Source organism: Burkholderia sp. Bp8963 (assembly GCF_003854275.1).
Classification (GTDB): domain Bacteria; phylum Pseudomonadota; class Gammaproteobacteria; order Burkholderiales; family Burkholderiaceae; genus Burkholderia.
Genome location: NZ_QTQP01000020.1, coordinates 13,154 through 35,067, shown reverse-complemented (window position 1 = coordinate 35,067; position 21,914 = coordinate 13,154). Strand labels below are relative to the sequence as shown.

Below are 21,914 nucleotides of genomic sequence, written 5' to 3'. Positions count from 1 at the left end.
GCCCTTTGTTCTGTTCCCGCGATGCGTGCGGCGCTCACACCCGCGCCGTCTTCTCGCGAGCCGCCTTGCCGGTTGCCGGCAGGCCCTGCTCGTGCGTGCGGCGCATCCGTGCGAGGCCGTGCGCGACGTGCTCGCGCACGAGCGCGACCGCCTTCTCCTCGTCGCCGTTACCGAGCGCCTGCACGATCTTCTCGTGCTCGGCCGCCGACACCGACAGCGCATCGTGCTCGGCCTCGATCGCCGCCTGCCGCAGCAGCCCGAGCTGCCGCACGAGCCGGCGGTAGGTATCGGTCAGGTGCGTGTTGCCGACGCCGACGACCATCGCGTCGTGGAACTGCACGTTGAGCTCGGTATAGCGCGTAACGTCATGCGTCTTCGCGGCGTCCTTCATCGACTGGATGATGCCCTTCAGCACCTTCAGCGTGTCGGGCGAGATGCGCTTCGCGAGCGCGCGCGCGACCGACTCGTCGAGCATCGCGCGCACTTCGTAGATCTCCTCGGCTTCGCGCAGCGGCACGACGCGCACCGTCACGCCGCGGTTCTTCTCGTTGCGCAGCAGGCCCGCCTGCTCGAGCGCGCGGAACGCCTCGCGCACGGGGCCGCGCGACACGTTCAGCTTCGTCGCGATGTCGACTTCGTTGAGTTTCTCGCCGGGCGCATATTCGCCGGACACGATCGCCCGCTCGAGCATGTCCTGGACGATCATCGCAAGCGACTGGCTCTGCAGGAGTTCGATGGCGTTGAGCGCGTTCGGGGCTGTCATGGTCGGGCAGGCAGCGGGGCTGCGGTGGAAAACGAGGGCGCCAGATCGGCGAATGATCCTTGTATACCTTCGGCCCGACACATTGTCAACAGTTTTCAGTCTCCAAACGCCAATCCCGAGTGGGATCTCGATGGAGACCGTGACCGAGGCCGCGATGCCGGCAAACGCGTGCCGCCGGCATCGCGACACACGCCGCTCAGCCCTTCACCGGCCCCGGGTCGCTCTGGCTCGGCCGGCCCGTCTCGACGTGCCCGGCGAAGCGGCGCACGACCTTGTCGTCGCCGGCGCCGCCCGTCGTGGTCGCGACGATGTTCAGGTCGTACCAGCCGTGGCTCGAGCTGAGCTCGAAGTGATCCTCGACGCGCTCGCCCGGCGCGAGCGTGTACGACCGCGCGTGCGCATGGCTGTACGCGTTGTCGACGACCACGCGGCACGGCGCGCGGCCGCTGTTGCGCAACTGCAGGTACACGTGGCGGTTGCGCACGTCGTAGCCGAGCTTCGCGTCCGGGTTCGCGTGCTGGCCGTCCGTCGCGAGCGTCGTGTTGCCCTGGAACTCGCACACGTAGCCGTTCGGGCCATACACCGCGAGGTGATAGTCGCCGTGCGCGACCGACGTGTTCCAGCAGTCGGCGATCTTGTCGCCCGCGGACACCGCATAGCGGCGCGGCTGGCTCGACGGATTGCGACGATCGTACACGTAGAACGCGGCGCCCGCGCCGCCCGTGTTCGCGAAGTCGAGCCACACGTTGCCGTCATGGCTGTTCACGCGGCTGTGCACGAAGACCTCGTACGGCAGCGCGCGCGCCGGACGCGTGCCGGCTTCCTGCGCCGGCATCGTCTGCTGCGCGGGCACCTGGTACGCCTGGCCGGCCGTCGCGAGGTGCTGCGGCACCGTGAAGCTCACCGTGCGCGTGTCGGGCTTGCCGGAGAAGTCGAACGCGGACGTCAGGTCGCCGCAGATCGAGCGCCGCCATGCGCTGATGTTCGGCTCCTTCACGCCGAAGCGCGCTTCGAGGAAGCGCAGCACCGACGTGTGGTCGAACGTCTCCGAGCACACCCAGCCGCCTTTCGTCCACGGCGAGATGATGATCAGCGGCACGCGCGGCCCGAGGCCGATCGGCTGGATCCCGCCCGGGTCCGCGCCCGGCACGAGCGGGCTCATCTCGTGCGGATATTTGCCGAGGTCGAGCAGCTCGTCGCCGAGATTGCCCAGCAGGTTCGACGAAACGACGCCCTGGCCGTTCACGCCGCTCGTCACGGGCGGCACCGGCGGCACGACGTGATCGAACAGCCCGTCGTTCTCGTCGTAGTTGAGGATGAACACGGTCTTCGCCCACACGTCCGGGTTCGACGTCAGCGCTTCGAGCACCATGTTGATGTAGAACGCGCCGTCGGTCGGCGACGCCTGCGGGTGCTCGCTGTACTTGTACGGCGCGACGATCCACGACACCTGCGGCAGCCGGTTCGCCTGCACGTCGGCCTTCAGCTCCGCGAGCGTGTGGTTCGATGCACCCTTGTCGACGAGCGGGCCGCTCGCGCCTTCCTTCACCTGGAAGCGCTTGAAGAACATCAGCGAGTTGTCGGTGTAGTTGTCGGTCGGGTCGCCCGGGATGCCCGTGCCGCCCTGGTACACCTTCCAGCTCACGTTCGCGTTCTCGAGGCGCTCCGCGTAGGTCGTCCACGTGTAGCCGTTGACGTTGTTGCGCTCGCCGATGCCGGGGCCGTTCGGCTGCGTGCCGTACACGTTGCGCGAGTCGATCGTGCCGGTCCACAGGTAGATGCGGTTCGGCGCGGTGTCGGCGTGCGCGGAGCAGAAATACGCGTCGCAGATCGTGAACGCGTCGGCCAGCGCGTAGTGATAGGTGAGGTCCTGGCGCTTCAGGTAACCCATCGTCAGCACGTCCTGCTTCTGGTTCACCCACTGGTTCCACTGGCCGTTGTTCCAGGCCAGGTGGCCGCTGCTCCAGCCGTGGTTGGTGCCCGGCTGGAATTCGGTCGTCTGCTTCGGATCGAGGTAGAACGGCAGCACGTACGGCGCGGACGAATCGAGGCCGCGCGAATGATAGTTCTTCGTGAACACCGACGCGGGCGGCTGCTGCCACACCGGCGCACCACTCGGCAGCAGGTGCGGGCGCGGGTCGTCGAAGCCGCGCACGCCGCGCAGCCCGCCGAAGTAGTGGTCGAACGAGCGGTTTTCCTGCATGAAGATCACGACGTGCTCGACGTCCTGGATCGTGCCGGTGCGCGACGCGGCCGGCATCGCCAGCGCCTTGCGGATCGCGGGCGGGAAGCCTGCGTAGGCGGCCATCGCGCCCGCCGACTGGGCGGCAAGGCGCAGGAAATCGCGTCTGTTGGTCGAAGACATGGAGAGGATCCTGTTGGGTCGGTATGGAAACGAGCAACCGGCTGAGCGGGGCCGGCGGCGGTGCGTTGCCGTTATTAGTCCGCACCGGCGTGTCCCGGACGTGACCGGTTCCAGCAGGTTTCTTGTGGTCATCCCCAGCTTTTTTTCGAAGTCGCGCACGACGCGCCTTTCACCGCGCCGACACATGGGTGCGCTACGCTGCCGCGCATGAAGAGGGATGAGGCGGAGTCGTGTTCGATCAGCTGAAGGCGTTCCACGCGACCGTCAGGCAGGGCAGCATCACGCGCGCGGCGCGGCATCTCGGCGTGAGCCAGCCGACCATCGCCGCGCAGATCAAGCAGGTCGAGCAAGTGTACGGCGTCGAGCTGTTCTATCGCAGCGGCCGCCGGCTCGAAATCACCGAGACCGGCATCGAGCTGCTGCCACTGATCGAGAAGATGATCGCGCTCGAAGCGCAGGTCGACATCATGCTGCGCAACGTCGGCGGCCTGTTCGAAGGCCAGTTGCGCATCGGCGCGACGGGGCCGTACTACATCATGGACGCCGTCGGGCGCTTCTCGAACGCGCATCCGTCGATCGCGCTCACGTGCCGGATCGGCAACTCCGAGGAAATGCTGCAGGCGCTGCACGAATTCCGCATCGATCTCGCGGTGTCGTCGCAGCGCAATGATGCGGACGGGCTCGACCGGCAGGTGATCTCGACCGATCCGCTCGTGCTCGTCGTGCATCGCACGCATCCGCTCGCGCGCTTCGACGCAATCGACGCGGCGCAGCTCGCCGACGTGCGGCTCCTGATCCGCGAGGAAGGCTCGGTCACGCGCCGCTGCACCGAGGAGATCCTGTCGGCGGCCGGCGCTGCACCGGCGTGCGTCGCGGAGATCGGCAGCCGCGAAGCGATCCGCGAGGCGATCCTGCACGGCGTCGGCTGCAGCCTGTTCCCGCTCGGCGAGGCCGAACGTCATCCGGAATTGCGGATCGTCGCGCTGCGCGGCGTCACGACGACGATCGACGAATACGTGTACTACCTGAAGGCGCGCCGCAACAGCCCCGCGATCGCCGCGTTCCTCGCGTGCATCGTGCCGGCGCGCGGCGAGGCCGTCGCCGCCGAACAGAACACGCGCCGCGTGATGGCGCGCTGAGCGGTGCTGCGGCGCCGAGCGGCGCTGCGGCGCTGACCGGCGTTGCGGCGTTGGCGTGACCAGCTCTGACCGGCGTTGCCGCCGCGTGCGCCGGCGCGCGGGACACCCGCGCCGCTCAGGCGCGCGCCCGCTTACGCCATTCAGGTGCGCTGGCGCTTACTTCGGCAGTGCCGGGATCATCCAGGTCAGCACGTGCTGCTGCAGAACCACGAGCACGCCGAGCAGCAGCGTAAGGATCACGCTGTGCCAGAACGTGCGCGCGAACACGACGCCCTCCTGCCCCTTCAGGTCCGTCGTCGACACGCCCGTTGCGATGTTCTGCGGCGAGATCATCTTGCCCATCACGCCGCCCGACGAGTTGGTCGCGGCCATCAGCACCGGATCGAGGCCGAGCTGCCGCGCGGCGACCACCTGCAGGTTGCCGAACAGCGCGTTGCCCGACGTGTCGCTGCCGGACAGGAACACCGCGATCCAGCCGAGCGACGCGGACACCAGCGGGAACAGCGCGCCCGTCGACGCGACGCCCGTGCCGAGCGTATAGCTGATGCCCGAGTAGTTCAGCAGGTAGGCGAGCCCGACGATCATCATCACCGTGACGATCGCGATGCGCGTCTGCCGCCAGGTCTTCGCGACGCAGCCGAAGAAGTCGCCGGCGCCGGTGCGCGTCCACGCGGCGGTGACGATCGCGGACAGCAGGATCGCGGTGCCCGTGCCGAGCGGCTGGAAGTCCCAGATCGCCGCATAGGGCTTGTGGTACAGCGTGACGAACACTGCGTTGTGCAGGCCCGGCCAACGGATCTTCACGTCGCCGACCGCCGCGATGTTCGCGTGCACCCAGACGATCACGACCACCGACACGACGATCCACGGCAGCCAGCCGCCGTAGCCGATACGTCCGCCGCCGCTGCTTTCGCCGCTCGCCGGGGTCGCGCGCGCGACCGCGAACTGCGGGTCGGGCTGCGGTTTCCACACTTGCAGGAAGCCGATCGTGACGATCAGCGAGGTGAGCGACGACAGCACGTCGGTGAGCTGATAGCCGAGGAAGTTCGACGTGACGAACTGCGCGAGCGCGAAGCTGCCGCCCGATACGAGCAAGGCCGGCCACAGCCGTGCGATCGACCGCGTGCCGCCATACACGCCGATCACGTAGAACGGCAACAGCAGCGCGATGAACGGCAGTTGGCGGCCGACCATCGCGCCAAGCGTTGCGGGCGGCAGCGACGTGACCGCGCCGAGCACGGTGATCGGCACGCCGAGCGCGCCGAACGCGACCGGCGCGGTGTTGAACAGCAGCGTGTACGTGAGCGCCTCGATCGCCGGGAAGCCGAGCGCGATCAAGAGCGCGCTCGTGATCGCGACCGGCGTGCCGAATCCGGAGATCCCTTCGAGCAGGCAGCCGAACGAGAACGCGACGACGAGCAGCACGAGGCGGCGGTCGTCGGGCAGGTGGTCGAGCATCCATTGCCGGAACTGGTCGAAGCGGCCCGACTTCACGGCAATGTTGTACAGCAGCAAGGCGTTGAAGACGATCCACATCACGGGGATCAGCGCGAGCGCCATGCCGGCGGCGACCGCGTCGAACGCGAGGCTGGCCGGCATGCCCCACGCGCCGATCGCGACCGCGAGGCCCGCGATCAGCCCGGCGAGCGATGCCTGCCATGCGGGACGCCGCAGCACGCCGAGCGCGATCAGCGCGACCGCAATCGGGATCGCGGCGACGAGGAATGACAGCAACAGGGAATTGCCGACCGGCGTCAGCGGCTGCGCGAATGCGATACCGGCGGGTAGAACGGCGGTGGGGCTCATCGTGCCTCCTGTGCAAAATCCCGGGCGCTTGCGCACGCAACGACGCCGCCGCGCCTATGGATCGGTCACTTAAAAAGGTTAGGAGGCGCGCAGCGCTTCTACAAGGAGGGACAAGCCCGAGGCAGGCCGACGCCGGTACTCGGCGGTACACGGAGGCACACCGAGGCACACGGACGCACACGGAGGCACGACGCCGCACATCGCTGCGAGACACGGCGAGCGCGGTCCTGCCGCGTCCGGCAACGCACCGCTGCAATCTTGCACCGCGAACAAAGGTGCCTCTCCGGCAGCGGGATGTTTCGTTTGGCATCCGAAGCCTAGACTGCGCGCATCGGTTCCGTTCGTGCCGACTACGGTGCGACACCGGAACGCCTACGGAGAGTACGAAAATGAAGACGATGATTCGCGCGGCCTGGGCCTGTGTCCTGATCGGCACGGCCGTCGCAGCCCATGCGCAATCTGCATCACACCCGTTGACGCGCGCCGAGGTCCGCCAGGAACTGGCCGACATGCAGGCCGCCGGCTACCGGCCCGGCATCGTCAGCAGCCCGGACTATCCGCAGAACATGCAGGCGATCGTGAAGCAGGTCGCTCAGGCGCACGCCGCCACCGGTTACGGCAGCAACGACAACGTTGCCGCGGAGTCCGGGAAGCCGGGCCAACTGCCCGCGATCGATCGCAATACCTACGCGCATCACTGACGCAGGCACGCGATGAACCGCATCGGCAACTTGGTGGCGGTGACACCGCCGGGCGATGCCGGCGGCCTTCATCCGCGCCGCCCGCCGCGCACGCGGCGCCTGCTGCGCCTGGTGCGCGGGGTCCACGCCTGGCCGCACCGGGCCACATCGGCCGTGACTCCGCGCACGCCGATGCGCGCGGCCGCGTGCACCGTCGTCAGACGCTGAAGCGGTTCAGCGTGTACGCGCGATAGGCCGCGACGAACGCGTCGAACGAACCGGCTTCCTTCGCTTCCAGTTCGGCCTGCTCGGCGAGCGACCGTGCGGCGAGCGTTTCCGCCGTGCGCTGGTCGGCTTCAGCGAGCGGCCGCGCGCGGAAATGTGCGGCATGCGCATCGCTTTGCGCACGCGCGAACGCGAGGAACGACTGTTGGTTGTCGCGCATCGTGCGCAGCACGCGCGCGGACGGCGTGCGCTCCGGATCGGCAAGCTTCTCGCGCTGCGCAGCGATCGCGCGCGCATGCTCGTCGCCGCCGCGAATTTCGTCGAGACGGCGGCCGACGGCTTCGATCTTCGCCATCAGTTCGTCTGCCCACGCTTGCAGCGCGACCGGGCTGCCGCCGCGCGACAGCATCAGGCCCGGCTTGCGCCCTTCCATCGTCACGCTGCCGAAGTTCGCGTTCGCCTCGCGATACGCGTCGCAATCGAGCGGCGGGCTCGCATCGAGCGCGCACACGAGCAAATACGCATCGAGAAACCGCGCGGTATCGAGCGCGATGCCGGTCGGCTCGAACGGATCGATGTCGAGGCAGCGCACTTCGATGTACTGCACGCCGCGCGATGCGAGCGCATGCAGCGGACGCTCGCCCGAATACGTGACGCGCTTCGGCCGGATCGTCGAGTAGAACTCGTTCTCGATCTGCAGCACGTTCGTGTTGATCTGGATCCACTCGCCGTCGCGATGCGTGCCGATCGCCTCGTATGCCGGATACGGCTCGCTCACGGCCTTCGACAGCGCGTCGAGATAGCCCGACAGCGTGTTGTAGTCGGCCTGCAGCGCCGCCTGCGCGGTCGTGTTCGAGTAGCCGAGATCGCTCATCCGCAGGCTCGTCGCGTACGGCCGGTACAGCGTGTCGGCGTCGAACGTGTCGAGCGTGTGCGGCCGGCCGCGCAGGAATTTCAGGTCGAGTGCGGGCGACGCGCCGAACAGGTACATCAACAGCCAGCTCGTGCGGCGGAAGTTGCGGATCTGCGCGAGATAGCGCTCGGACTGGTAGTCGACGAGCGTCGCGGTCGAGCCCTCTTCCGCGTGCAGGCGCCGCCACACCTCTTCATGCAACGAGTAGTTGTAGTGGATGCCGGCAATGCACTGCATCGTGCGGCCGTAGCGATAGGCGAGGCCGCGCCGGTACACGGTCTTCAGGCGGCCGATGTTCGACGTGCCGTAGTTGGCGATCGGAATCTCGTCGTCGGCGGGCAGCAGGCCCGGCATCGAGTCGGTCCACAGCATCTCGTCGCCGAGCGACGCATACACGTAGCGATGCAGCTCGTCGAGGCGTTCGAGCGTGAGCGCCGCATCGCGTTCGGCCGGGGTGATCAGCTCGACCAGCGCTTCCGAATAGTCGGTCGTCAGCGACGGATGCGTGAGCGCCGAACCGAGCGCGCGCGGATGCGGCGTGAACGCGATCATCCCGTCGCGCGTCACGCGCAGGCTTTCCTTTTCGATGCCGCGCAGGCCGTCGGGCAGATGCTGCCGCGTCGGGCCGGTGCTCAGCGCGTCGAGGCGATCCAGCAGCAAATCGGTCTGGCGGATGGTCATGGTGTTCGACATGGATGCGCAAGTGCGGGCACGGCGCGCGTGGAATGCTCACGCGCGGCCGGCTGGATTGTTGGTCGCTTCGTTGGTAGCGGGCACTTTAACATCTCGCCGGAACACGCGCTTGAGGCGGCCGCGGGCGCGGGCGGGCGCGTCGCAGCGGGCCGGCGGGGCCGGTGGAACAACGGCGCCCGCGGAAGCGGAAGCGTCTGCGACAACGTCCCACCGGGCTGCTCAAAGGCTGCGGCGTAGCGCAGGCGGATTCATTCGTCTGCGGGATGACGAACCACATCGGCCAGCGGACGGTGCAACCCGACGGTCATGATCGGGTGCCGGCGCGAACGTCCGATGGCATCGAGGGCCGGCTTGCGGCAGCTTGCACATGCGCGACACGGTGCGCACGGTTGCACCGCGCCACGTCACCCGCCGCGCGCGCCGCCTGCGCGGTCGGCCACCTCGTTCCACAAATGCAGCGCCGCATACGCGCGCCACGGACGCCAGCCGTCCGTGCGGCGCTTCTGGCTCGCGAGCCGGTCGAGCGACGGATCGCGCGCGGCGATCGACTGCATCAGCACGAGATCCGACGCGGGCCATGCGTCCGGATCGCGCCACGCGCGCATCGCGATGTATTCGACCGTCCACGGACCAATCCCGGGCAGGTCGAGCCACGCCTGCCGCAGCGTCGCCAGATCGGCCTGCGCGGGATCGACCGGCACGTCGCCTGCCGCGACCGCGCGCGCCACCCCGGTCAGCGCCGCCGCCCGCTTGCCGGGCATCCCGATCCGTGCGAGGTCGCACGCGGCGAGCGCGTCGGGCGTCGGGAAGCGCCACGCAGGCGCGCCGTCCTGTGCGGACATACCATCCTGTGCGGGTATGCCGTCGTGCACGACCCGCTCGCCCGCGCGCTCGACGAGACGCCCGACGATCGTCGTCGCCGCCTTCACGCTGACCTGCTGGCCGACGATCGCGCGCACCGCGAGCTCGAAGCCCGACCATGCGCCCGGCACGCGCAGCCCCGGCGCGGCCGCGACGAGCGGCACGAACCAGGGATCGCGTGCGAGTTCCCCGCCGATCGCGGCCGGGTCCGCGCGCAGGTCGAACATCGAGGCGAGCCGCGCGGCGAACGCGTCGTCGACGTGGCGCGCGGCCGGGCCGTCGACGGTCGCGACGAGGCAATGCCTGCGCGGATGCCGCTCGACGGTGAGCCGCCCCGGTGCGCCATGCAGGTCGACGATCCGGCGATACACGCCGTCCGCAACCTGCTCGACGCCGGGAATCGCGCGCCCGCTGAAGAAGCGCAGCACGCGCGCCCAGTCGTAGGGCGCCTTGAAGCGCAGCTCGAGCTGAGCGGTTGTCGGTGCGGTCGTCGGCGCCGTTATTGGCGCGGCATCGGGTGCGGCATCGCCGGCCGACGTTTTCGTTGTGTTCGTAATGCTCAAGCTGCGCTGTCCTCCGCAATGGCAACGGTCGTTTCGTCATCGTGCGCATGGCGCGCCTCGGCCGCAAGCAGCGTCGCCTTGCGGCGCACGCCCCAGCGATAGCCGGCGAGCGCGCCGCCCTTCTGCACGACCCGGTGGCACGGGATCGCGAGCGCGACCGGATTCGACGCGCACGCCGACGCGACCGCCCGCACCGCGCGCGGCGCGCCGAGCGCTTCGGCGATCTCGGAATAGCTGCGCGTTTCGCCGTACGGAATGTGGGTCAGCGCTTCCCATACGCGCTGCTGGAACGCGGTCGGCGCGATATCGAGCGGCAGCTCGAAGGTGCGGCGCGTGCCGTCGAGATACGCACCGATTTGCGCGACGAACGGCGCGAGTTGCGCCGGCGACTCGACCAGCTCGGCACGCGCGAACGCGTCCGTCAATGCGGCGACGAGCGACGCAGGATCGTCGCCGAACGCGATCCGGCAGATCCCCTGCGCCGTCGCGGCGACGAGCACCGTGCCGAGCGCCGTCGGCGCGGTCGCATAGTCGATCCGCAGCCCGGCGCCATGCCGGCGGAACGCGGACGGCGCCATCCCCAGCTCGCGCGGCACCGACGCGTAAAGCCGCGACGGCGAATTGAAGCCCGCGTCGACGGCCGCCTGCGTGACCGGCTGCCCGCTTTGCAGCGCCTGCCGCAACGCGGCGCCCCGCTGCGCGGCCTGGTATTGGCGCGGCGACACGCCGACCACGCGCTTGAACAGCCGCTGCAAGTGGAACGGGCTGACGTGGACCGCATCGCTCAATTGCTGCAGCGTGAGCCGCTCGGGATGCGCGTCGAGCACCGCGCACGCGCGATTCACGATGTCGAGTTCGCGCGGCAGCCCCTCGGGCTGGCAGCGCTTGCAGGGCCGGAACCCGGCTGCGCGCGCGGCCGTCGGATCGTCGAAGAATGCGACGTGTTCGCGTCGCGGCAGGCGCGACGCGCAGGTCGGGCGGCAGAACACGCCGGTCGTGCGCACTGCATAGAAGAACGCGCCGTCCGCATGCGGATCGCGGGCGGTCACGGCATTCCAGCGGGCGTCGTCGGTCGGATAGGCGGTTTTCATCGGAACCTCGCACTGTCAGTGTAGACGGTGCCTACTCTAGCCAGCCGCACGCACCGTCGCGCCCTGAATCTTGCTCTGTGATTCGCCCCGGGTGATCGGGGGCACATCAAAAAAACGTCCGAACGGACGGACGGCAATCCGGTTTTCACCGCATCGCCACATTCATGTTGCAGTGCGGCTGCGACAAATCGCCGTCCTGACGTTTTTTTACACAAATAATATTGCGACGCACCATCGCCGTGTGTATAGTTGGAACTGTCTCCTCCATGTCTCCTCCTGATATGGATTAAGCCCGTTCCACGTGAACGGGCTTTTTTTTCGCCCGTCGATCCTGCCGTGTTTGCGCGGGCGCCGCCGGCGGCACCGTGGTCTACACTCGATGAACCCTGCCTGCGAAGGAGCGTTCGTCCATGAAACCGACCATCCGCGCGATCGATCACGTCGTGCTGCGCGTGACCGACATGGCCACGATGACGCGCTTTTACTGCGACGCCGTCGGCTGCCACGTGGAAAAGGAACAGCCCGATCTCGGCCTCGTGCAGTTGCGCGCGGGCGATGCGCTGATCGACCTGCTCGCCGTCGGCGGCAAGATCGACCGGCCCGACAGCGGCCCGCCCGGCGCGGGGCGCAATCTCGATCATCTGTGCCTGCGCGTCGAGCCGTTCGATCCGCATGCGCTCGCCGCGCACCTGAGCGCACACGGTGCGCGGCCTGGCGGCGTCGAGGAGCGCTACGGCGCCGGCGGCTACGGCCCGTCGATCTACCTGTTCGATCCCGAAGGAAACATGCTGGAATTCAAGGGGCCGCCGGCCGAGATCCGGTGAGCGCGGCCGGCGCGTGCCAGCGCGTGCATCATGCGTCGGCGCGCGCCTTGATGACGGTCCATTCGACGGCGACCGGATCGTGATCGGCGCTCGAGATCCACGCGGTGCCGTCCTGCACCGTGCACTGCAGGCGCATCGTGCGCTCGGCAAGCCGCCCGAGCGCCGTGGCGACGCCGTCGGCGAGCGACAGCACCTGCACGTTGCGCAGCCGCTCGACCTTGCTGCGCACGCCCTGCCACCAGATATCCGACGTCTTGCCGCCGTACGCGATCACCGTCACCTGCCCGGCGCGGCCCGCCGCTTTCGAGATGCGCCGCTCGTCGGGCTGACCGACGTCGATCCACACGTCGATCGCGCCCGTCAGGTCCTTCTGCCAGAGATCGGGCTCGTCGGTGTCCGACAGCCCCTTGCAGAACTCGAGCCGCTCGTGTGCGAACAGCGCGAACGCGGCGATGCGCACCATCATCCGCTCGTCGGTTTCCGACGGATGGCACGCGACCGTCAGTGAGTGGTCGGCGTAGTAATGCCGATCCATGTCGGCGATTTGCAGTTCGGCTTTGAAGATCGTGGATTTGAGCGCCATGCGGGAAGTGCCCGGGCGGGCATCGGTTCAGGTCGGGCCGTGATGATACCGAAAGCCCGGCGTCCGACGCATGACACGCACAGCAGAACGGCCCGGCATGCGGCCGGGCCGTGTTCGGTTCGCGCCGCCGGCGGCGCCGGCGCACGCGTGGCGCCGCTGCGACGGCGCGTGATTGCGTTGTTAATGTGTGGCTGTTGCGTGGCTGTTGCGTGATTGTTGCGTTATTGCTTGACGAAGCGGGAATCGGTCCACAGGCCTTGCTGGTCGCTGTTGTCGGCGCTGACGAACTGCACGTCGCCCTGCTCGACCGACACCACGCGGAACCGCTGGCCTTCCGGCACCGACAGGCAACGGTAGTCGTCGAAGTATTGCTGCTTCGCCTGCGACTGGCCGTCACGCTCGTGATTCAGTACGGAATCCAGATTATCTTTCGACAGACAGCCCCATGCGTTCTTCGTCATCTGGATTTCCTGCTTCGGCTGCACCGCCGAATCGCCGCCGGCCTGGGCGATGGACACCACGGCAAACGCGCCGACGATCGCAAGAAAAACATTGGTTCGCTTCATCATTTTCTGTCTCCGTGCTCGCGGGCACCGGGCTGGGGTTAGCTATGCGTTTAAAGGTGATCGTGAACCCGCATTTTTCAATTTAGGAGACCGGCAAGCGATAGCAAGCACATTTGTTGTGCGATCGCAATAGCGGCGAATTGTCGCACCCTGCGCGACGCACCTTTCGGCGCGCCGTCGCATGGATGGTAAAAACAGACGCATCACGCGCGAACTCGCGACGGCGGCCGCAAAGCCATGCGCCACAAGGCTTTCACCGAATCGTCGCGACGCTGGATGAACGGTTTGGATAATCCATTTCGATATCCGGACGAATTTGATGCGTCGCACATAAAGTCATCCGAAACATCACCGGCTTTACTGCAATGCGTCACGCTTTTAAGCGAAAACAAGAAAAATGCCAGGTACGCGAATACCTGGCATTTACCCGCATTTCGCGGCGGGCGCCCGCCGCCGCCAATACGCTGCGCGAAATGCGTCAGTCCGCGCGCTGCCGCTCGAAATAATCGCGCTGGAACAGGCACATCCGGTATGCGTTGTGATACGTACCGTTGCCGAAGAATTCCTCGATCAATTCCGCTTCGTGCTGGAACCCGCATTTTTCATAAATGTGGATCGCTGCCGCATTGGACGTATCCACGATCAGGTACAGCTTGCGCAGGTTCAGTACCTTGAACGCGTATTCGATCGCGCGACGCGTCGCCTGCCCCGCATAGCCGCGGCCCTGGCAATGCGGCGCGATGATGATCTGGAATTCGCCGCGGCGGTGGATGTAGTCGAGCTCGATCAGTTCGACGAGCCCGACGAGTTCGCGTTGCGGGTCGACCGCGACGAAGCGGCGCTCGCGCTGGTCGTGCACGTGACGGTCATACAGTTGCGACAGTTCGGCAAAGGTTTCGTAAGGCTCCTCGAACCAGTAGCGCATGATCATCGCGTCGTTGTTCAGTTCGTGGACGAACCGCAGGTCCTGGCGCTCGAGCGGCCTCAGCGCAAGCGCATTCGTATCGTTTTGTAGTGACATCGTAAGGGTCTTCGCGTCGCGCGCAGCGGGGCGCGGGGCGACCCTGTCGGGAACCGCCCCGATTGCGCCCCGCCTGCGCGCCAAGAAAATGAACGTGGGTGAGGTTGAGAGCCTAGAATGGGAACAGGGTTCCTGCCACCGTCAAGGAGGCAATCGTGATCGAGCAAGTAATACTCGGTGTGTTTCTGGTGCTGCCGCTCGTGATCGTGGCCGTGCTGTTTTCCGATGAACTGTGGCAGGAACACCGGCGTCAGCATCCACGTGACGAGAACGCGCCACACATCGACTGGAAGCATCCGTGGCGCCGGGTACGGCGCGGACACTGAACGATGGACGCCGACGTGAACAACACCTCATCCTCCCGGAAGCCGGATATCCCGCACGAAACGATCGATCTGCAGATCGCCGACGTGCTCGCGGCCGTCCGCTATCCCGCGAACAAGGATACGATCGTCGACGCCGCGCGCGATGCGGGCGCAAGCAACGAAGTGCTGACGATGCTGGACGGGCTGCCCGAACAGGACTACGCGGACATCGACGCGGTCACGCGCTGGGTCGCCGGCAACTACGGCCCGGGGCTCGGCATTTGAGCGCGCACCCATAACGCGATAGGATCGGGCCGCACCGGTCGCGCGCGACCGGGATACACATCGCCCGGCGTCTCGGCCGGGCGCTTGCGAATGCGTGCCTCGGAGACCTCATGGAAGGCATCCTGATCCAGCACACCACACGCCGGCAGCTCTGGTTCGGCGCGCTGTCGGCGCTCGTGATCCTGCTTGCGCTCGGCATCGCCGCGCCGCGTGCGAATGTCGCACTGCCGACGGTCGAACCGTTCCTGCCGATGTGTGCGCTGACCGTATTTACCACCGCCAGCATCGCGGCGTTCTTCCTCGGCGCGCAATTCACCATCACGCGCCAGCCGGTGCTCGGTGCGCTCGGCGGCGCCTATGCCTTCACCGCGCTCGCCGTCGCGTTGCAGCTGCTGACGTTTCCCGGCGTCTTCGCACCGCATGGCCTGTTCGGCGCGCTGCCGCAGAGTGCCGCATGGATGTGGATCTTCTGGCATGGCGGTTTTCCGTGTTTCGTGATGCTCGCGCTGTTCGCGCGCAAGCGGATGGTCCGCTCGCCGATCAGCGCGCACCGCACGCACTGGTGGACGATCGCGTTCGTCGGCGGCCCCGCAGCCGCCGCCGCGCTGCTGTGCATGCTCGCGCTGAACGTGCAGCTGCCGCCCGCGTTCAGTCCGCCGGGCGCGGCGGCCATGATCCCCGTCAATCAGATCGCGCTCGTCGTCTGGGCGCTCAACGTGATCGCGCTCGCCGCCGTGCTGTTCACAGGCCGGCTGCGTACGACGCTCGACCTGTGGCTCGCAATCGCCGTGCTCGCATGCCTCACCGACACCACGCTGAACCTGCTGAGCACGGACCGCTTCACGCTCGGCTGGTATCTCGCGCGCGTGTTCAGCATGTTCACGCCCGGCGTGCTCGTCTGCGTGCTCGCGTGGGAAGTGACGATGCTCTATCAGCGCCTCTTCGAAGCGCACGCAACGCTGATCCGCTCATCCGCCCGCGACGGCCTGACGGGCGTCTACAACCGCAGCCACTTCAACGATCACTTCCACCTGCTGTTCCTGCAGGCGCGGCGGCAAGGCGAGCCGCTGTCGCTGCTGATGGTCGACGTCGATCACTTCAAGGCGTACAACGACGCATTCGGCCATGTGAAGGGCGATGCGTGCCTGATCGCGGTCGCGAACGCGCTGAAGGGCGTCGTGCGCCGGCCCGCGGATCTCGTCGCGCGTTACGGCGGCGAGGAGTTTGCGATCGTGCTGCCGAACACGGGCGCACGCGGTGCGCGGCTCGTCGCGGAAGAAGCGCGCGAGGCGGTGCTGCGGCTCAACCTGCCGACGCATGCGCCGTCCGGGCGCGTGTCCGTCAGCGTCGGCTGCGCGACAGCGTCGCCCGACGAACTGTCGATGCCGGACGCCCTGATCGAAGCGGCCGACGCCGCGCTGTATCGCGCGAAAGATGCGGGTCGCAACCGCATAGTGACGGTTTGATACGCGCGTTCGATCGAATTTGCTTACTGGAATAATCCGCCGTTACGCAATGCACGGTTGAGAAACGATTCCTTACAGCCGCCGCCAGGGGCGCTCGATATGCTGGGCGCATCTTGAACCTGAGCAGGTGAGCGCCATGAAAACCCTGTTGTTGATTGTCGGCGTCGCCGCGTTGCTGAGCGGCTGTATCGTTGCGCCTTATGACGGTTACTATGGTGACGGGTATTACCATCACCATCATCATCGCGATTGGGATTGACGGTAGCTGACGTTGCACGTTCCGGCGGGGTTGCTGACGTGCCGGTGCGGGCAGGCGATGGTCAGGATAGCGTGATATCGGCAATGCATCGCCGTCGACACCGTTCACTGACTCGCCGCCGCGACGCCCGTTTTTTTTTGCAACGAGCATCGCGCGCATGCAACGATGCAGCACATTCGTGCTGCCCGTTACGCCCTCCGCTTCATGCGTCACACACCAGAGTCATCGTTCAAAGCGCGTGGGCCGGCTCCGCATGAGCGAGAAACACCTGCAACGCCGCGAGGGTTTCCTGGTGAAGATGCTCGAGGCGTGCGTCCTTTGCCGGATCATCGACCGCATGGCCGCGCAGATCGTGACGATACGGTTCGCCTAGCAAGTCGGCCATGTCGAGCTGAAAGTAACTGCTGTTCCCGTACGGGCGCTTGCCGTCGATCATGGGCATCGGCCACAAGTCGTCCTCCCCCAGCACGTCGTCGATGCTGTTGGCATCGACCGTCCACCAGACGGCCGCCCGCAGCAGCGTGAGATGTTCGTCACGCAATTCGAACCGGCCCGATGCGTCTACGCCGCTGTGCGGAAAATCGAACACTTTGCGCAGCTCGGCCGGGATCACGTATTGCCCGGCCTGTTGTGCAGCTGCTGCCAGATGCTTGTTGTGGGTGATGAGCTCGTTGCGGATCGCCAGGCGCTTTCCGTCCTCGTTGAGTTGAGCAAACTGGGCATCGTCAGCCAGCTCCTGCCGGCGCGTTTGCATCGCGAAGTAAGTTTGCCCGTTGGCGATCACGGGTTTCGAGGGATCGCCGTTCTGCACGACCAGATAGCAGGCGTAGCGGGACAGGCGCACGTCATCGATCGAGCGTTGCGCGCCGGAACCAATCCCGACCATTTTGCGCACGTCCGCAAAATGGTCTTCCACCTGCAGCCCACTTTGGCGGCAGGCCTCCCGTGCTTTATCCAGCACCGGCAGGAAGTTGCGCCATTGCGGGTAGTCGAGCAGTGGCGCGAGGTCTCGCGCAAACCAGAATTCGGAGTTGTCGTCGAGTTGCTTGATGCTCTCGAAAGTCCGATGGTGAAGCGCTTCAATCGGCTTGCTGTTTTGCACCTATGCCTCCCTCGTAAGCGAGCCACTACCGGGGAATTGGCAGCCGATGGGAGATATTGTAGGATTGGACGCTGTTTTTTTGTACAGGGTTGCTTCAGCCCGCCACCGCGCCAAACCTCCCGATCACGACCTTACGGCCCTCATCAACCTGAGCGTCCACGAACTCAGCCCACAGCGCCAGCAGCTTGCGGCGTTGCCCAGCGTACTCCGCACGGTTGTATCCGCCCTTCTTGCCGGGAACGTGTGTGCCAGCGCCTTCTCGATGGCATACGATGGCTGTCCCATCTCGTGCACGTGCGTGATGGCAGTGCGACGGAAGTCATACAGCACGAAGTGCTGAACCTCCATGGCTGTCGCAGACACTCAGCGCAGCGCGTGCAAACTCGGCAGCGCCGGCCGGCCGCTCACTTCCCGATGCAAAACCTGCTGAAAATCACCCCCAGCAGATCATCCGAAGTGAACTCCCCGGTAATCGAATTGAGCTGATCCTGCGCAAGCCGCAGTTCTTCCGCGAACAGATCGAGCGACTGCGCGCGCTGTTCCGCGTGATCGGCCGCCTGCGCGAGATGCTCCTGCGCCGCACGCAATGCGATCAGGTGCCGCTCGCGGGCCAGATACACGCCTTCCGCACCGGCCTGCCACCCGGCGATCCGCAGCAACTCCGCGCGCAGCAGATCGATCCCGTCCCCGCGCTTCGCCGACAGATGCACTTCGGTGAGATCGCCCTCCGCCGCCGGATGCTCGACCGTCGCCGGCACGCCCGTCAGGTCCGTCTTGTTCAGCACGCGCACGACCGGCACATCCGCCGGGAAACGCCCGGCGATCGCTTCGTCGTCGGCCGTCATCCCGCTGCGCGAATCGAGCAGATGCAGCACGACATCCGCGCGCTCGATCTCGCTCCACGTACGCGCAATGCCGATCCGCTCGACCTCGTCCTCGGTCTCGCGCAAGCCCGCGGTATCGATGATGTGCAGCGGAATCCCTTCGACCTGGATCGTCTGCGCGACCTTGTCGCGCGTCGTGCCGGCAATCGGCGTGACGATCGCGAGCTCGGCACCCGCCAGCGCGTTCAGCAGCGACGACTTGCCGACGTTCGGCTGCCCCGCGAGCACCACCGACAGCCCTTCGCGCAGCAACGCACCCTGCCGCGCATCACCGAGCACGTGCGCGAGCTGCTCGCGAATCCGCGCGAGCTTGCCGCGCGCATCCGCCGCCTCGAGAAAATCGATTTCCTCTTCCGGGAAGTCGAGCGTCGCCTCGACCAGCATCCGCAGCGTGATCACGTCGTCGACGAGCGTGTGGATCTGCCGCGAGAACGCGCCGTCGAGCGAGCGCCCGGCCGAGCGTGCGGCCGCCTCGGTGCTCGCCTCGATCAGGTCGGCAACCGCCTCGGCCTGCGCGAGATCGAGCTTGTCGTTCAGGAACGCGCGCCGCGTGAATTCGCCGGGCTCCGCGAGCCGCAGCCCGAAGCCGCGCCCCGCATCGAGGCAGCGCTGCAGCAGCAGCTGCATCACGATCGGCCCGCCGTGGCCCTGCAGTTCGAGCACATGCTCGCCCGTATACGAATGCGGCGCCGGAAAATACAGCGCGATGCCGCGATCGAGCGGCGCGCCATGTTCGTCGACGAACGGCACGTAGCTCGCATGCCGCGGCGCAAGCCGCTGCCCGCACAACGCTTCGATCAGCGGCAGCGCCGCCGCCTCGCCGCCCCGCCCGAACGACACGCGGACGACGCCGATCCCGCCCCGGCCGGCAGCGGTGGCAATGGCGACGATCGGATCGGAATCGGTAGCAAGCATGGCAATCGGAAGAATCAGACAGTCATTCGGCACACCCGCGCAACCGCGCAGGCATCGGGACGCCGGCATTGTAGCGTGACCGCGCGCCCGTCACCGCGCGCCGCGCGGGATTCGGACATGGCCGAATTTATCCCGGGTACGATAAGATAAATCCTATATCGATCGGGGCGCGCTGGGGCGGCTTCGTACATGTACGCCCTCCCGGCCCGACCGATGCACAGTCCCATCGATTCGTGACAAATCCATGGATTATCCTCGGACGAATCCAATTGAGATACGTTTATCCCGATTGGTTGTCTGACATGCGTCGGCTGAACTGCACAATCTCCCCCATGCCGACACCCGAAGAAAAAGCGGCGTTCACCGAACGTCTGAAATTCGCCTTGTTGCGCAGCCCTGAGAAAATCACGGGCGCGACGGAGCTGGCGTTGCATTTCAATCTCCGCCATCACGGCGAGCAGCCAGTGTCGCCGCAAACCGCGCACAAGTGGCTGACGGGACGCACGATCCCGACGCCGGACAAGCTGCGCACGCTCGCGGACTGGCTTCGCGTCGATCTCCACTGGCTGCACTACGGCCCGCCGCCGAATGCCTCGGCGCGTTCGACGCCGCAACCGCTGCCGCGCGACGAGCGCTATCCGCCGACGCCCGAGACGATCGAGCTCGCGTCGAAGATCGAGGCGCTGTCGCCGCATCACCGCTACCTGGTGCAGGAACTGATCGAGCAGTTCTACGGCGATTCGTCGAAGCACTGAGCATCGCATAGGCGGCGCCACGATCCGCCAATCCGCACGCGGCTAATCTGCATGTAGCCAACCCGCCGCACCAATGAAAAAGCCGCAGAGCCCGAAGGCCATGCGGCTTTTTTTCACCATCGCGACCGGCGCGGGCGGGCGGAGAACGTCCGCCCCGGCACCGGCCAAGCGTCAGGCGGGTTTCTTCTTGACCCCGCCGAGCTTGCGCGTGATGTAGTACTGTTGTGCGATCGACAGCACGTTGTTCACGACGTAGTACAGCACGAGGCCCGCCGGGAAGAAGAAGAACATCACCGAGAACGCGATCGGCATGAACTTCATCATCTTCGCCTGGACGGGGTCCGGCGGCGTCGGGTTCAGACTCGTCTGCACGTACATCGACACGGCCATCAGCACCGGCAGGATGAAGAACGGATCGCGCTGCGACAGGTCGGTAATCCACAGCATCCACGGCGCACCGCGCATTTCGACCGACGCGAGCAGCACCCAGTACAGCGAGATGAACACCGGGATCTGGATCACGACCGGCAGGCAGCCGCCGAACGGATTGACCTTCTCCGTCTTGTACAGCTCCATCAGCGCCGCGTTCATCTTCTGCGGATCGCTCTTGAAGCGTTCGCGCAGCGCCTGCATGCGCGGCGTGATTTCCTTCATGCGCGCCATCGACTTGTAGCTCGCGGCCGACAGCGGGAAGAACACCGCCTTGATCAGCAGCGTCAGCAGCACGATCGCCCAGCCCCAGTTGCCGACGAAGCCGTGGATCTTCTCGAGCAGCCAGAACAGCGGCTTCGCGATGATTGTCACCCAGCCGTAGTCCTTCACGAGCTCGAGGCCCGGCGCGATGCCTTCCAGCATGCGCTCTTCTTCCGGACCGGCGAACAGGCGCGCCGACACGTCGGCCGACTGGCCCGGCGCGATTGCGCCGACCGGCTGCTTCACGCCGACGCGGTACAGCGTCGGATCGAACTTCTCTGCGTAGATGTCACGCTTCACGCCCTGCTTCGGAATCCACGCCGACGCGAAGTAGTGCTGGACCATCGCAACCCAGCCGTTGTCGGCGGAGTTCACGTAGTCGGCCTTGTTCTTGTCGAGGTCGGTGAAGTTGATCTTCTGGAAGTGCTTCGCATCCGTGTAGACCGCGGGCCCGAGGAACGTATGCGAGAACATCGGCGTCTCGACCGCCGTGTTGTCACGCACGAGTTCCATGTAGACCGTCGGCGACACCGGCGCGGTGCCGACGTTGTCGATCTTCGTATCGACGCCGATCACGTAGCTGCCGCGCGTGAACGTATACGTCTTCACGACCTTCACGCCACCCTTCACCGGCGATTCGAACGACAGCTTCAGCGCGTTCTGGTCGCCCGCCAGCGACGTCGAGCCCGCGTTGAGCTGCGTGTAGACGTCGTTGTGGTTCGGGAAGTCGCCGCCGAGCAGGCCCGTGCGCGCGAGATACGTGTGGCCGGCCGTGTGGTCGAACAGCGTGATGTACAGGTCCGGCTGCTTGCCGTCGCCCTGCTTCTTCAGCACGAGCTTCGCGAGCGTGCCGCCGCGCGTGTCGATCTCGCCGTCGTACACATCGGTCGAGAACTTCACGAGCTGCGCCTGTGCGGCCGGTGCCGTCGTCGCGGGTGCGGTGCCGTCTGCGGCAGCAGCGGGCACGCCGCCGGCCGTCGTCGTACCGGTGCCGGTCGCGCCGGTGCCGGATGCGCCGCCCGCGGCGGCGGGTGCCGACTGCGTGGTGTTCGGGAAGAACATCGACGGGCGTCCATGGGACCGCTGCCAGTTGTCATAGAGCATGACAGCTGACATGAAGAAGATCACCCATAGGACGGTGCGTTTGATATCCATGC

Annotated in this window: 21 protein-coding genes and 1 pseudogene; 9 read left to right on the top strand and 13 right to left on the bottom strand. The window is 66.5% G+C overall.

The features are described from left to right. Window positions 1-34: 34 nt before the first annotated feature. Window positions 35-763 carry a phosphonate utilization associated transcriptional regulator gene (locus DID96_RS18360; protein ID WP_124600700.1) on the bottom strand — a complete coding sequence of 243 codons (729 nt, stop codon included), beginning with the start codon at window positions 761-763 and terminating at the stop codon, window positions 35-37. A 196-nt stretch (window positions 764-959) separates the two neighbouring features. Continuing rightward, window positions 960-3,128, bottom strand: coding sequence for a phosphocholine-specific phospholipase C (locus DID96_RS18355; protein ID WP_124600699.1), 2,169 nt, complete (start codon window positions 3,126-3,128; stop codon window positions 960-962). 230 nt (window positions 3,129-3,358) lie between these two features. Between DID96_RS18355 and DID96_RS18350 the strand changes: the two genes are divergently transcribed. Continuing rightward, window positions 3,359-4,267 carry a LysR family transcriptional regulator gene (locus tag DID96_RS18350; protein WP_124600698.1) on the top strand — a complete coding sequence of 303 codons (909 nt, stop codon included), beginning with the start codon at window positions 3,359-3,361 and terminating at the stop codon, window positions 4,265-4,267. Between the two features lie 156 nt (window positions 4,268-4,423). On the opposite strand, the gene DID96_RS18345 is transcribed toward DID96_RS18350, so the two are convergent. Then, complete coding sequence (locus DID96_RS18345; RefSeq protein WP_124600697.1) at window positions 4,424-6,073, bottom strand: L-lactate permease; 1,650 nt, start codon at window positions 6,071-6,073, stop codon at window positions 4,424-4,426. Window positions 6,074-6,462: 389 nt separating this feature from the next. On the opposite strand from DID96_RS18345, the gene DID96_RS18340 reads away from it, so the two are divergent. Further along, window positions 6,463-6,774 carry a DUF4148 domain-containing protein gene (locus DID96_RS18340; RefSeq protein ID WP_124600696.1) on the top strand — a complete coding sequence of 104 codons (312 nt, stop codon included), beginning with the start codon at window positions 6,463-6,465 and terminating at the stop codon, window positions 6,772-6,774. A 12-nt stretch (window positions 6,775-6,786) separates the two neighbouring features. Beyond that, window positions 6,787-6,981 (top strand): hypothetical protein, encoded by a 195-nt coding sequence (locus DID96_RS18335; RefSeq protein ID WP_124600695.1) that lies wholly within the window; start codon window positions 6,787-6,789, stop codon window positions 6,979-6,981. Here the strand turns inward: DID96_RS18335 and gshA are convergent. From gshA to ada, 3 genes are all read right to left on the bottom strand, one after another. Next, on the bottom strand, window positions 6,971-8,584 hold the full coding sequence (gshA, locus tag DID96_RS18330; RefSeq protein WP_185732297.1) for a glutamate--cysteine ligase: 1,614 nt from the start codon (window positions 8,582-8,584) through the stop codon (window positions 6,971-6,973). The genes DID96_RS18335 and gshA overlap by 11 nt on opposite strands. 404 nt (window positions 8,585-8,988) lie before the next feature. Beyond that, entirely contained in the window at window positions 8,989-9,948 is a 960-nt protein-coding gene (locus DID96_RS18325) for a DNA-3-methyladenine glycosylase (protein WP_124600790.1), read from the bottom strand. A 56-nt stretch (window positions 9,949-10,004) separates the two neighbouring features. Beyond that, on the bottom strand, window positions 10,005-11,099 hold the full coding sequence (gene ada, locus DID96_RS18320; protein ID WP_124600694.1) for a bifunctional DNA-binding transcriptional regulator/O6-methylguanine-DNA methyltransferase Ada: 1,095 nt from the start codon (window positions 11,097-11,099) through the stop codon (window positions 10,005-10,007). Window positions 11,100-11,509: 410 nt separating this feature from the next. Between ada and DID96_RS18310 the strand changes: the two genes are divergently transcribed. Then, window positions 11,510-11,923 (top strand): VOC family protein, encoded by a 414-nt coding sequence (locus DID96_RS18310; protein ID WP_124600692.1) that lies wholly within the window; start codon window positions 11,510-11,512, stop codon window positions 11,921-11,923. Window positions 11,924-11,951: 28 nt separating this feature from the next. Here the strand turns inward: DID96_RS18310 and DID96_RS18305 are convergent, their stop codons facing one another. The 3 genes from DID96_RS18305 to speG form a co-directional block, all read right to left on the bottom strand. Then, window positions 11,952-12,506, bottom strand: a complete 555-nt coding sequence (locus DID96_RS18305) for a YaeQ family protein (protein WP_124600691.1) — start codon at window positions 12,504-12,506, stop codon at window positions 11,952-11,954. Between the two features lie 221 nt (window positions 12,507-12,727). Then, on the bottom strand, window positions 12,728-13,075 hold the full coding sequence (sap1, locus tag DID96_RS18300; protein WP_185732296.1) for a surface attachment protein Sap1: 348 nt from the start codon (window positions 13,073-13,075) through the stop codon (window positions 12,728-12,730). Between the two features lie 475 nt (window positions 13,076-13,550). Continuing rightward, window positions 13,551-14,093, bottom strand: coding sequence for a spermidine N1-acetyltransferase (gene speG / locus DID96_RS18295; protein ID WP_124600690.1), 543 nt, complete (start codon window positions 14,091-14,093; stop codon window positions 13,551-13,553). Window positions 14,094-14,248: 155 nt separating this feature from the next. Between speG and DID96_RS38340 the strand changes: the two genes are divergently transcribed. From DID96_RS38340 to DID96_RS38945, 4 genes are all read left to right on the top strand, one after another. Continuing rightward, a complete protein-coding gene (locus DID96_RS38340; protein ID WP_042586622.1) occupies window positions 14,249-14,419 on the top strand; it encodes a hypothetical protein in 171 nt (56 codons plus the stop codon). Window positions 14,420-14,422: 3 nt separating this feature from the next. Further along, complete coding sequence (locus DID96_RS18290; protein ID WP_124600689.1) at window positions 14,423-14,683, top strand: DUF2795 domain-containing protein; 261 nt, start codon at window positions 14,423-14,425, stop codon at window positions 14,681-14,683. Between the two features lie 110 nt (window positions 14,684-14,793). Continuing rightward, window positions 14,794-16,149, top strand: coding sequence for a sensor domain-containing diguanylate cyclase (locus DID96_RS18285; RefSeq protein WP_124600688.1), 1,356 nt, complete (start codon window positions 14,794-14,796; stop codon window positions 16,147-16,149). A gap of 136 nt (window positions 16,150-16,285) precedes the next feature. Further along, window positions 16,286-16,408, top strand: coding sequence for a hypothetical protein (locus tag DID96_RS38945; protein ID WP_260463940.1), 123 nt, complete (start codon window positions 16,286-16,288; stop codon window positions 16,406-16,408). 229 nt (window positions 16,409-16,637) lie between these two features. Here DID96_RS38945 and dinD read toward each other — a convergent pair whose 3' ends face one another. The 3 genes and pseudogenes from dinD to mnmE form a co-directional block, all read right to left on the bottom strand. Further along, a complete protein-coding gene (gene dinD / locus DID96_RS18280; protein ID WP_124600687.1) occupies window positions 16,638-17,510 on the bottom strand; it encodes a DNA damage-inducible protein D in 873 nt (290 codons plus the stop codon). A gap of 94 nt (window positions 17,511-17,604) precedes the next feature. Beyond that, a pseudogene (locus tag DID96_RS39410) lies at window positions 17,605-17,873 on the bottom strand (integrase); the annotation flags it as partial. 41 nt (window positions 17,874-17,914) lie between these two features. Then, window positions 17,915-19,309: a tRNA uridine-5-carboxymethylaminomethyl(34) synthesis GTPase MnmE gene (gene mnmE / locus DID96_RS18270; protein WP_124600686.1), complete on the bottom strand. Its 1,395-nt coding sequence runs from the start codon at window positions 19,307-19,309 to the stop codon at window positions 17,915-17,917. A gap of 332 nt (window positions 19,310-19,641) precedes the next feature. Between mnmE and DID96_RS18265 the strand changes: the two genes are divergently transcribed. Further along, window positions 19,642-20,064: a helix-turn-helix transcriptional regulator gene (locus DID96_RS18265; protein WP_124600685.1), complete on the top strand. Its 423-nt coding sequence runs from the start codon at window positions 19,642-19,644 to the stop codon at window positions 20,062-20,064. A gap of 171 nt (window positions 20,065-20,235) precedes the next feature. Here DID96_RS18265 and yidC read toward each other — a convergent pair whose 3' ends face one another. Continuing rightward, window positions 20,236-21,912: a membrane protein insertase YidC gene (gene yidC / locus DID96_RS18260; protein ID WP_124600684.1), complete on the bottom strand. Its 1,677-nt coding sequence runs from the start codon at window positions 21,910-21,912 to the stop codon at window positions 20,236-20,238. Window positions 21,913-21,914 lie beyond the last annotated feature (2 nt).

What these genes read in the sequence shown, in the direction of transcription:
- DID96_RS18360 (WP_124600700.1), bottom strand. Translation starts at nt 763, where the DNA reads ATGACAGCCCCGAACGCGCTCAACGCCATCGAACTCCTGCAGAGCCAG.
- DID96_RS18355 (WP_124600699.1), bottom strand. Translation starts at nt 3,128, where the DNA reads ATGTCTTCGACCAACAGACGCGATTTCCTGCGCCTTGCCGCCCAGTCG.
- DID96_RS18345 (WP_124600697.1), bottom strand. Translation starts at nt 6,073, where the DNA reads ATGAGCCCCACCGCCGTTCTACCCGCCGGTATCGCATTCGCGCAGCCG.
- DID96_RS18340 (WP_124600696.1), top strand. Translation starts at nt 6,463, where the DNA reads ATGAAGACGATGATTCGCGCGGCCTGGGCCTGTGTCCTGATCGGCACG.
- DID96_RS18335 (WP_124600695.1), top strand. Translation starts at nt 6,787, where the DNA reads ATGAACCGCATCGGCAACTTGGTGGCGGTGACACCGCCGGGCGATGCC.
- gshA (WP_185732297.1), bottom strand. Translation starts at nt 8,584, where the DNA reads ATGTCGAACACCATGACCATCCGCCAGACCGATTTGCTGCTGGATCGC.
- ada (WP_124600694.1), bottom strand. Translation starts at nt 11,099, where the DNA reads ATGAAAACCGCCTATCCGACCGACGACGCCCGCTGGAATGCCGTGACC.
- DID96_RS18310 (WP_124600692.1), top strand. Translation starts at nt 11,510, where the DNA reads ATGAAACCGACCATCCGCGCGATCGATCACGTCGTGCTGCGCGTGACC.
- DID96_RS18305 (WP_124600691.1), bottom strand. Translation starts at nt 12,506, where the DNA reads ATGGCGCTCAAATCCACGATCTTCAAAGCCGAACTGCAAATCGCCGAC.
- sap1 (WP_185732296.1), bottom strand. Translation starts at nt 13,075, where the DNA reads ATGATGAAGCGAACCAATGTTTTTCTTGCGATCGTCGGCGCGTTTGCC.
- speG (WP_124600690.1), bottom strand. Translation starts at nt 14,093, where the DNA reads ATGTCACTACAAAACGATACGAATGCGCTTGCGCTGAGGCCGCTCGAG.
- DID96_RS18290 (WP_124600689.1), top strand. Translation starts at nt 14,423, where the DNA reads ATGGACGCCGACGTGAACAACACCTCATCCTCCCGGAAGCCGGATATC.
- DID96_RS18285 (WP_124600688.1), top strand. Translation starts at nt 14,794, where the DNA reads ATGGAAGGCATCCTGATCCAGCACACCACACGCCGGCAGCTCTGGTTC.
- DID96_RS38945 (WP_260463940.1), top strand. Translation starts at nt 16,286, where the DNA reads ATGAAAACCCTGTTGTTGATTGTCGGCGTCGCCGCGTTGCTGAGCGGC.
- mnmE (WP_124600686.1), bottom strand. Translation starts at nt 19,309, where the DNA reads ATGCTTGCTACCGATTCCGATCCGATCGTCGCCATTGCCACCGCTGCC.
- DID96_RS18265 (WP_124600685.1), top strand. Translation starts at nt 19,642, where the DNA reads ATGCCGACACCCGAAGAAAAAGCGGCGTTCACCGAACGTCTGAAATTC.
- yidC (WP_124600684.1), bottom strand. Translation starts at nt 21,912, where the DNA reads ATGGATATCAAACGCACCGTCCTATGGGTGATCTTCTTCATGTCAGCT.